Source organism: Acidobacteriota bacterium, from assembly GCA_039030395.1.
In the GTDB taxonomy this organism is placed as follows: Bacteria; Acidobacteriota; Thermoanaerobaculia; order Multivoradales; family JBCCEF01; genus JBCCEF01.
On sequence record JBCCEF010000041.1, the window covers coordinates 1 to 8934 of the forward strand.

General features: G+C 65.9%; 11 protein-coding genes. 5 read left to right on the top strand and 6 right to left on the bottom strand.

Annotated features, from left to right (window positions below):
* The 3 genes from AAF481_20110 to AAF481_20120 form a co-directional block, all read left to right on the top strand.
* Window positions 1-229: carboxymuconolactone decarboxylase family protein (locus tag AAF481_20110; GenBank protein ID MEM7483470.1), on the top strand; the 229-nt coding region annotated here is incomplete at its 5' end.
* A 194-nt stretch (window positions 230-423) separates the two neighbouring features.
* Entirely contained in the window at window positions 424-1023 is a 600-nt protein-coding gene (locus tag AAF481_20115; GenBank protein MEM7483471.1) for a VOC family protein, read from the top strand.
* A complete protein-coding gene (locus AAF481_20120; protein ID MEM7483472.1) occupies window positions 1014-1628 on the top strand; it encodes a hypothetical protein in 615 nt (204 codons plus the stop codon). Before AAF481_20115 ends, AAF481_20120 begins: the two co-directional genes overlap by 10 nt.
* A 96-nt stretch (window positions 1629-1724) precedes the next feature.
* Here the strand turns inward: AAF481_20120 and AAF481_20125 are convergent, their stop codons facing one another.
* Window positions 1725-2402 carry a hypothetical protein gene (locus AAF481_20125; GenBank protein ID MEM7483473.1) on the bottom strand — a complete coding sequence of 226 codons (678 nt, stop codon included), beginning with the start codon at window positions 2400-2402 and terminating at the stop codon, window positions 1725-1727.
* A gap of 121 nt (window positions 2403-2523) precedes the next feature.
* On the opposite strand from AAF481_20125, the gene AAF481_20130 reads away from it, so the two are divergent.
* Entirely contained in the window at window positions 2524-3495 is a 972-nt protein-coding gene (locus AAF481_20130) for a zinc-binding dehydrogenase (protein MEM7483474.1), read from the top strand.
* 52 nt (window positions 3496-3547) lie between these two features.
* The gene (locus AAF481_20135; protein MEM7483475.1) at window positions 3548-4357 is read left to right on the top strand and encodes a transglutaminase-like domain-containing protein; all 810 of its coding nucleotides are present in this window, start codon (window positions 3548-3550) and stop codon (window positions 4355-4357) included.
* Here the strand turns inward: AAF481_20135 and AAF481_20140 are convergent.
* The 5 genes from AAF481_20140 to AAF481_20160 form a co-directional block, all read right to left on the bottom strand.
* Window positions 4354-5250 (bottom strand): hypothetical protein, encoded by an 897-nt coding sequence (locus AAF481_20140; GenBank protein ID MEM7483476.1) that lies wholly within the window; start codon window positions 5248-5250, stop codon window positions 4354-4356. The two genes, AAF481_20135 and AAF481_20140, sit on opposite strands and share 4 nt — an antisense overlap.
* Window positions 5250-6134 (bottom strand): hypothetical protein, encoded by an 885-nt coding sequence (locus tag AAF481_20145; protein MEM7483477.1) that lies wholly within the window; start codon window positions 6132-6134, stop codon window positions 5250-5252. Before AAF481_20145 ends, AAF481_20140 begins: the two co-directional genes overlap by 1 nt.
* Window positions 6134-7234: a VOC family protein gene (locus AAF481_20150; GenBank protein MEM7483478.1), complete on the bottom strand. Its 1101-nt coding sequence runs from the start codon at window positions 7232-7234 to the stop codon at window positions 6134-6136. Before AAF481_20150 ends, AAF481_20145 begins: the two co-directional genes overlap by 1 nt.
* A gap of 11 nt (window positions 7235-7245) precedes the next feature.
* The gene (locus tag AAF481_20155; GenBank protein MEM7483479.1) at window positions 7246-8745 is read right to left on the bottom strand and encodes an aldehyde dehydrogenase family protein; all 1500 of its coding nucleotides are present in this window, start codon (window positions 8743-8745) and stop codon (window positions 7246-7248) included.
* Window positions 8745-8934 (bottom strand): hypothetical protein (locus tag AAF481_20160; GenBank protein ID MEM7483480.1); only part of this gene is annotated, 190 nt, incomplete at its 5' end. The genes AAF481_20160 and AAF481_20155, both read right to left, overlap by 1 nt.

Below are 8934 nucleotides of genomic sequence, written 5' to 3' on the forward strand. Positions count from 1 at the left end.
CGCAGCGGTGACGGACGCCGATTTCGCCGAGCTCCGACGGCACTTCGACGAGGTGCAGATCATCGAGCTCGTCGGCGTGGTGGCGCTCTTCGGATTCCTCAACCGCTGGAACGCGACCCTGGCGACCGAGCTCGAAGGCCCACCGCGCGCCTTTGCCGAAGAACGCCTGGCACCCTTCGGCTGGGACCCGGGGCAGCACACCGCGGACAGCGGCCAGACGGAGGACTGATGGTGGCGATGCGAGCGATGGTCGCGACACACCGGCGCAGAGAAGGCAGAGATCCACAACGCCCTGCGCAGCGGTCGCTGGCGCATTCCCGTCACCCGGGTCTTCGAGCTCGAGGCAACCGCCGAGGCCCACCGGGCCTCCGAAAGCCGCGAGCTCTTCGGCAAGGCCCTGATCCGAGTCGGAGGAGACCTGTGATGCAGCCTTCACCCATACCCCGCACGCTGCGAGCTTTGGCATCGATCACGGCCCTCGCCATCGCGTCATCGGCGGCGGCGCAGGAGGCTTACGATGGGGCCTACTTCAAGCGCGTCAACTTGGTGGTCGCGGACATCGATCGGGCGTTGACGATCTATCGCGACATCCTTGGCTTCGATCTGGATCGCATCTCCGAATCCTCGCCGGACTCCTACTCTTACCCGGTGTTTCGGTTCGATCCGTCGGCCAAGCTGCGCTTCGCCACCCTGAGCGCCGGATCGGAGCAGGTCCGCACGCTGGCCCTGACCGAGGTCCGCGGCATGGAACTGCCGCGACCTGGCGTGCCGTTCCAGACCGCGTCGGTGATTCGCTCGGCCGATATCGATGAGGATTTCCTCCGGATCGAAGCGCTGGGACTCGAGACGACCGAGCCCAAATTCGTCGACGGTCGAGAATTCGACTTCCACGAACGAGCGTTCGTCGATTTCGACGGCCACTTGAGATCGTCGGCGAAGAGCTCGGCGCCCGGGAGATCGTCCGGAAGGCGATCGAAGCCGCTGGCGGCGATGCCTGGCGAAGACCCACGACCTTGCGATTGAGCGGGACGGCGACGCTCTATGAACAGGGCAAGTCTGATCAGGTCACCCTTGCCGATCGCTACGACATGTGGCGGGTCTTCCCGCGAGCGTCTGCCGAGGCCCATCGCGCCAACGGCAAGGTGCGCTTCGATGCCTTTGCCGGCGACCGAGCCATCTTCCAGATCAGTTACGACGGTGAGCACACCTACGATCAAAACGGCCGGGTGCCGCCGGAGAAAGCACAGCGCGATTGGTCGGCGGCCTTCGGCTTTGGCATCTTCCGTTTCGCCCTCGACGAGGGCTTCACCGTCGAGCGCCTGGCCGACGATCAGATCGAAGGGCACGAGTGCTACTTCGTGCGGGTCACCGATCCGGCGGATTCGCAGACCCTCTTCGCGGTCGATCGCCAAGACTTCAGCATCCGCATGGTCGGCTTCGAGACACCGCGCGGCTGGCACCACCGGCTGTACTCGGAGTTCGCCTGGCACGAGTCGCCGCGTTTCCGCCAGCCGACCCGCGTCCGGCTCTACTACGACGGCGTCAAGACCAACGACATCCGCTGGCAGCGCTTCACTGTCGATGAGCCGATCGACGACGAGGTCTTCGTGCTGGCACCCACGGAGTAGAGCTCTTCAAGACGGTAGAGCTCTTCAAGACGGTAGAGCTCTTCAAGACGGTAGAGCTCTTCAAGACGGTAGAGCTCTTCAAGACGGTAGAGCTTTTCAAGACGGTAGAGATTGCAGGACATACTCGAGGTCGAATTCTTGCCAAACATAGCGCACCAGCAGGTTGTCCTTACCGGTGACCCAGATGTCCGAAGGCGGCACGTCGAGCACGTCGGAGGCCACCCGGAAATGGCGCGCGGCAAAGCGCCCGGCCGGCACCTCTATCTCCTCTTCGCCGAGCAACTGGACGCGCAGCGGCTCGACGCGCCCTAAGGGTCCATCGGTGCCGTCCCAACGGGTCGAGGTGTTGTAGACCGTCAGCACTTGCTCGCCACCGGCGTCGGAATCGTAGGCCCAGAACGTCCAGCCATCGAGCATCACGGCGTGGGTCATGATGTGGAATCGCGGCGGGATCGCCACCACCTGCTGCGATCGGCCGTTCGCCTCGCCGTCGGTGACGACGCGCAGGCGATCGCCATCGGTGGCGAAGTAGCCGCTGCCGATGCGGCGCTCACCGACCTGCAAGCGAACGAAGACATCGACCGGCCGCGAATCCGTACCGACCGTGTAGGTGACGTCACGCACGAAGCGAGAATCGTCGGTCATCGCCAAACAGCGCAGGGTGCGGCTGCCGTCGCGGTTACAGGTCAGGGTCCAATCTTCCCGACCGCGTTCGACGCCGGTCGACAGCTTGCGATAGACCAGACGGCCTTGCAGGATTTCGAGCTCACTCATGGGTTCGGGTTCCGCTTTACATTGTCTGGCGCTTTACATTGTCTTAGGTCTAATACATTATAAGCGCGATCGAGACCGAGCGGCGCCCAAACAACCAACAGATCTTGACCAGGAGCTTCTGATGCAAGCCATACGAGTCGACGAAGCCGGATCGTTCGATGCCCTACAACTCGTCGAGATCGACCGACCCGAACCTGGGCCCGGTCAGGTGCAAATCCGCACGGCGGCCATCTCGGTCAATTTTGCCGACACCATGGTGCGACGCGGGATCTATCCCGGCATGCCGCCTTTTCCAGTCATCCCCGGTCTCGAAGCGAGCGGTACCGTGGCGGCGGTCGGCGAGGGGGTCACTTCGGTGCAAGCGGGGCAGCGTGTGGTCGGCTTTGGCGGCTCCTGCTACGCTGAGCTCGTGACCCTGCCGGAGACCTCGGTCACCCCCATCCCCGATGGGGTCGATTTTGCCGCTGCCGCCGCTTTGCCGGTGATCTACCTCACCGCGCACCACATGCTGCACAGCATGGCCAAGCTGGAGCGCGGCGCCACGGTGCTGGTGCGGGCCGCGGCCGGCGGCGTCGGCACCGCGGCCGGACAGCTCTGCCGCCAGGCTGGCATCCGAGCCATCGGCACCACCAGCAGCCCCGAGAAGGTCGAGTACGCGCTGCGGCATGGCTACGACGAAGTGATCAACTACAACGAAGAGAACGTCGTCGAGCGGGTGCAGGGGCTGACCGATGGCCGTGGGGTCGACGTGGTACTCGACGCGGTCGGCGGTGAGAGCTTCGCCTCGGGCTTCGAGATGTTGGCGCCCATGGGGCAGATCATCTGGTTCGGTATGGCCGGTGGCCCACCCCAGGCCGATATCGGCCAGAAGATTCTCGAGCATGCCGGGCGGTCCGCCGGGGTCCGTTTCTTTGTCCTCTACAGCGTGCCACCGGCAGAATTCGCCAGCTCCTTGCAGCAGCTGCTCGGACATGTCGAGAAGGGGGAGATCAGCCCTCAGATCCACACCACCTTGCCGTTGGCCGAGGCCGGCCGGGCGCACGAGCTACTCGAGGGCAAGGCGGTGATGGGCAAGGTCGTGCTCGTGCCTTGACTGGGCCGCGGCTGGGGTAGCGCTGCGCCCCGTCGCGCCATACACTCGTGCGATGCGATTTCGTGAAGTCATCGAGGGGCTGGGGGAGACGATCGAGCTCGACCGAGCCGCCCTTCTCCTTGCCGGCCTGGAATACCCGGACCTGGACGTCGATCCCTGGCTACAACGTCTCGACGAGATGGGGGCAGAGGTGGCGCGCCGGATCTCGGGTGTCAGCGGCGACTACGAGCGGCTCGAAGCCCTGACCCGTTTTCTCTATCGCGACGTCGGCCTGCGTGGTAACACCGACGACTACTACGATCCGCGCAACAGCTTCCTGAACGACGTGCTCGAACGTAAGTTGGGGATCCCGATCAGCTTGGCAGTGATCCTGATCGAGGTCGGGCGGCGGGCCGAGATTCCCTTGTTGGGCGTCGCTTTGCCCGGTCACTTCGTGGTCCGCCATGTGCGCCATACCGAGCTCTTGCTGAATCCTTTCGACGAAGGACGGATCCTGACTCGGGTCGAGTGTGCCGACATCGTGAGCCGGGTCCTGCGGACTGAAGTCCCCTTGAGTCCTCAGATGCTGCGTCCGGTCGGTCCGCGAGAGGTGCTGGCCCGCATGCACCACAACTTGCGCGCCATCTATCTCCAGAAGCAGGATTTGCGCCGGTTGAAACGCGTCATCGAGCGGCTCGTCTTGCTCGAGCCCGAGGACTTGAACCATTGGCGCGATCGTGGCGTCTTTCGGATCCATGCCGGCGATGCCGAGGGTCTGGAAGATCTGGAGCATTATCTGGAGCAGGCGGACGAAGTGTCCGATCGCGAGGAGGTCGAGAAGCTCCTAACCGAGGCGCGCCGCAAGCTGGCGGCGGTTCATTAGCCGGCGAGCTCTCGCAGCTCGAAACGGACTCCGCCCGGTGCCACGGCACTGACTGCCCGGCCGGCCTCGACCAGCGTGACCGCACCGAAGTCCGCTCCGGTCAGCACCGCCTGCGCTCGATCGAGATCGGCGACATCGAAGCCGGGGCCCTGTAGCCCCGCCGCCAGCGGCCAGTTCGGCAGCTCGTCGCCGGGATCCTCGAAGAACTCGAGCAGCTCCAGTCGTGCCGGGTTGGAGGCTTCGTCACACAAGAGGATGAAGCGCACCGGGACGTTGGGCCGCGGCAGGCCCATCAGGCGGGAGATGATCGGGCCTTCGATCTTGGCGTCGATCAGGGTCGTGAGGCCGGACGGACCGGTCCAGAAGGGCAGAGCAGCTTCGGCGTCGCGGACCGACATCACGATGCTGTGGACCTCGGAGTGCAGCCGATCGTGATCGTGGTCGAGCACACTGGGACGCAGCTTGTTGACCTGCAGAAAGACGACCACCAGGTGATCGGGGCCGATAACCTCGACCTCTTTGATCTCCAGCGGACCGAGGTCGTACTCCACCAGCTCACCGAGCTCGGCACCCGCCGCCTCGGCGATCTCCAGGCTGCGATGGATGTCGCGCGTGTAGAGATCGATGGCCACCGGTCGCGCGTCGTAGGGCCCTGCGCTACGCGGTGGGTGCGGCGTTGCGACGAGGCGGACTCGCCCCTGCCGCGCTCCGGGAACGTCTAGCTCCTGCACCTCTACCGGTTGGTCGAGGCCGTAGAGTGCCGTGGCGGCGGCCGCGCTGAGCGTGCTAGAGGAGGCGCTCATGAAGCCGAAGTAGCCGAGAAAACGCGCGCTTTTCGCCAGATCGGAGGCACCGATGACGACGTAGCTGGGGCTGGCGAGGGATTCTGACATCAGGCTGCCTCGATGAGCTCGATCAACTCGCCGGCTGCGCCGCGGCAAACGGCATAGGGGCGACCGGCGTAAGGCGGCTCGAGGCGCGTCCCGGCGGGCGTGAATTCCAGTGCTGCCAGGTTATCGACGCTGAAGGAGATCATTGCGATGGCGGGTGGCAGCATGCCTTCGAGGCTCGGTCTCGGCGTCGCCTCGGACGGATACTGATCGATCTCGACATTGACTCGTCTCCCGACTCGGGTTGTGAGTAGGCGATGCCGGCGATCGGGCTCAAAGCCGAAGGCCTGGTTGATCATGGTGTAGGGAACCTCGTAGACAGTGTCGATCTCGAAGCGCAGCCGGTCGCGGTAGAAGTCACGCGCCGCCGAAAGATCGGCGGCGCCGAGGATGACGATGAACAGGTGGTCGACCGGGCTGCGAGCGCGCGGCAGATCGACGGTCGGGAGGTCGTCGCGCACCTCGTTGAGGTAGATCACCTCACCGGCTGCCCCGGCGATCTGCATGGGGTAGAAGGCAGCGAGATTCTCGAGCAGCCGCGGCTTGCCGAGGATCTCGAGCTCACTGTGCCGCAAGCGGGCACAGAGCGCATCGGCGTCGGTGACGGTGAGCTCTAGGGCGGCCCATCCCAAGGTGCGGCGTGGAGCGCAGTCCGCAGGAGCGCTACCTTCTACCAAGCGTATAAAGACATCGGCACCGCTCGCCGGGCGCAGCAGCACGTAGTCCTGGCCGGCCTGGCTCGGCGCGCCCCAGGTGGTCGCCAAGGTGGTATCGATCGCCCCCCGATCCGCCACGGTGTACTCCAGGTGCCGGGTCCAGGCGTGTTCCGTCGCCGCCAGGTCCGTAGCGGTGATCGTCGCGGCCTCGATGCGCCCGTGGGTCGACACTACCTCTGCGGCTCCACTATCTCCTTCGGAAGCTCGATCAATTCGACCAGGAAGCCATTGGGTGCCAGCACGGTCAGGGCCCGATGCGCACCGAGTAACGGACTGTCGTAATCGACGGGACCACCGACGACTTCGACACCGGCCTTGGCGATTCGGCGCTCGATCTCGGCCAGGTCGCGCACCGGAAAGGTCCACGCCGTCAGCCCGCGGTTCGGGGGTCGGGGAGCGACGCCTGAGGACGGCAAAGCACCGTCGCGAAAGTCGATGAACAGCAGGTGGCCGTGGCTCGCGCCGGGGGCATAGACGATGGAGAAGCGGAAGACAGTGCCGTCGGGCACCGCCAGGGCGCCCTTCGAGCCGTGGCTCTTCCACTCGCGATCGCTGCGCAGCTCCATCCCGAGGACGTCGGTGTAGAAGGCCAGGACGTCGTCGGACTGCTCGATGCTCTGGGCCGAGTAGACCGGGCCGCCACGACCGGTCTCAGCGTCGATCGGACCGAGCTGCGGCATGCCATTGCGCCGTGAGAGAGTCACCGTGTGCATGAAGTCCGGCGCCTTCCAGATCGTTTCGTGCATGCCGTAGCGGCTGCCGTCGGGGCGCGGCACCTCGTAGCGCGACATCGGATTCATCGATTCGAAGCCCATCTCGCGCAGGGCGCTATCCCAGGGCTCGAGCTCGGCAGTGGGGAAGCCGAGGGAGAACGGGCCGGGCTCGCGGGCGTCCCAGGTGGTGTGGATCCGCGGTGTCTCTTGATCGAGCACCAGCAAGCGGACCTGCACCGTCTGCGCCACCTTGGGCCGGTGCAACCGGTAGAGCTGCCAGGTGATCCCCTTCGGGATGCCCCAAAGCTTACGCTGGGTTTTGCGAACCGCTTTCGGGACGTCGATCGGTCCTTCGAGCTCGAGGCCGAGGCCGTCAGCGTAGAAGCGCTTGACCTCGTCGAGGCCGTGAGCGATCAGGGTGGCGGTGTGTAGCTGGTACGTCAGCGCCTCGTCGTGACTCGTCTTGGGTGCCAGGGGATCCTTCAGCTCGTCGGCGAAGACCGCCCTGCCCGGCATCAAAAGACCGATCGAGAGAAGGAAGAGAAGTGCGCCTCGCATGCTGTCTCCGTTCACGGTTCGAAGAGGGGAGCGGTGGTGCCGCCGGTGGTATCGAGCATGATCGTCTTGAGCTCGGTGTAAGCCTCGTAGCCCCAGCGTCCGGCTTCGCGACCGATGCCCGAGTGGCCGTAGCCGCCGAAGGGGACGTCGCCGAAGACGGCGCCATAGGTGTTGATCCACAGGTAGCCGCTGCGCACCCCCCGGGCGACACGCTGGGCCTTGTCGAGGTCGCGGCTCCACACCGCGCCGGCCAGTCCGTAGCGCGACGCGTTGGCGACGCGAACCGCCTCCGCGGCGTTTGCCACACGGATCACCGTCAACACCGGGCCGAAGATCTCCTCGCGCGCGGCGTAGGCGCCGGCCTTGGCGCCGAGCAGCACGGTCGGCCGGTAGAAGGCGCCGGGAGCGAGCTCGTCGACCCGCCGACCGCCGGCCGCAGTTTGCAGACCTTCCGCCACCGCGCGCTGGATGAAAGCCTCGACGTCGGCTGCCGCCTGCTGGTCGATCAACGGGCCGACCTGGGTCGATTCGTCGAAGGGGTCGCCGAGGCGCAGGTTCTCGGCGATGGCGGCGACACCTTCTTCGACGCGCTCGGCCACCGACTCTTCCACCACTAGCCGTGAGCCGGAGAAGCAGCGCTGACCGGCATTGCGGAAGATCCCCGCCGCAGCCGCGGGGATGGCGCGGTCGAGGTCGGCGTCGGCGAGGATGATGTTGGCCGACTTACCACCCAGCTCGAGCAGCAGGTTCTTGATCGTCGGTGCCGCGGTGCGCATCACCGCGCTGCCCGCCGCGGTGCCACCGGTGAGGGTGATCAGGTCGACCTCGTCGCGGCCGGCGGCGTCGGCGGCGACGTCCACCCGGCCGTGCACCAGGTTGAGCACCCCCGGCGGCACACCCGCTTCGGCGGCGGCTCGGCAGAGCTCGACGGTCAACAGCGGCGCTCGTTCCGAGGGTTTGAGCACCACCGAGTTGCCGGCGGCGAGGGCGGGAGCGGCCTTGATGCCGGCGAACATCAACGGTGCGTTGTAAGGCGTCAGGCCGAGGACCACGCCGACCGGCTCGCGCACCACCCGGCGTTCGACGCCGCGCTCGGCCTGCAGTTCGAGGTCGCGGTCGTTCTCGGCATGCTCCGCTTCGCGGCGGCAGGCCGAGGTCGCCGCCAGGACGTCGATCCGTGCCTCCGGCAGCGTCTTGGCGTTGTCGAAGAGGATGCGACGGACCAGGTCGTCGGCTCTCGACTCGAGGATCTCGGCCGTCCGGCGCAGGATCTCGGCGCGCTCGGCCGCCGATAGGCCGCGCCACACGCCGTCATCGAAGCTGCGCCGCGCCGCCGCAACGGCGGCCCCCACCTGCTCCTGGGTCGCCGCTCGGAGCTCGATCAAAGGCTCGCCGGTGACTGGAAACTGGGTTGAAAAGGCGTCGCCCTCACCTTCGACCGCCCGGCCATCGATGAAGTGGCAGGCGGTGGAGAAGGCGGGGACGTCGCGCGCGGCGAGCGGTTTCGGCATCAGGGTACGAACTCGTCCTTGGTGAGGAAAGTCCAGTCGGTGAGCAAGGGCTGGCGCTTCTTGACTCGATCGACCACCCGAACCCGGTTCTCTTCCGGATTCATGAAGGGGTTCCAATTGAAATAGTTCACCAGCCAGCTGTCGGTGCGGAAGATGGCGTAGGTGCCGTACTCACACTGGAAGGGGCCA

Coding starts and splice junctions, on each gene's coding strand:
- AAF481_20115 (MEM7483471.1), top strand. CDS start 424: ATGCAGCCTTCACCCATACCCCGCACGCTGCGAGCTTTGGCATCGATC.
- AAF481_20125 (MEM7483473.1), bottom strand. CDS start 2,402: ATGAGTGAGCTCGAAATCCTGCAAGGCCGTCTGGTCTATCGCAAGCTG.
- AAF481_20130 (MEM7483474.1), top strand. CDS start 2,524: ATGCAAGCCATACGAGTCGACGAAGCCGGATCGTTCGATGCCCTACAA.
- AAF481_20135 (MEM7483475.1), top strand. CDS start 3,548: ATGCGATTTCGTGAAGTCATCGAGGGGCTGGGGGAGACGATCGAGCTC.
- AAF481_20140 (MEM7483476.1), bottom strand. CDS start 5,250: ATGTCAGAATCCCTCGCCAGCCCCAGCTACGTCGTCATCGGTGCCTCC.
- AAF481_20150 (MEM7483478.1), bottom strand. CDS start 7,234: ATGCGAGGCGCACTTCTCTTCCTTCTCTCGATCGGTCTTTTGATGCCG.
- AAF481_20155 (MEM7483479.1), bottom strand. CDS start 8,745: ATGCCGAAACCGCTCGCCGCGCGCGACGTCCCCGCCTTCTCCACCGCC.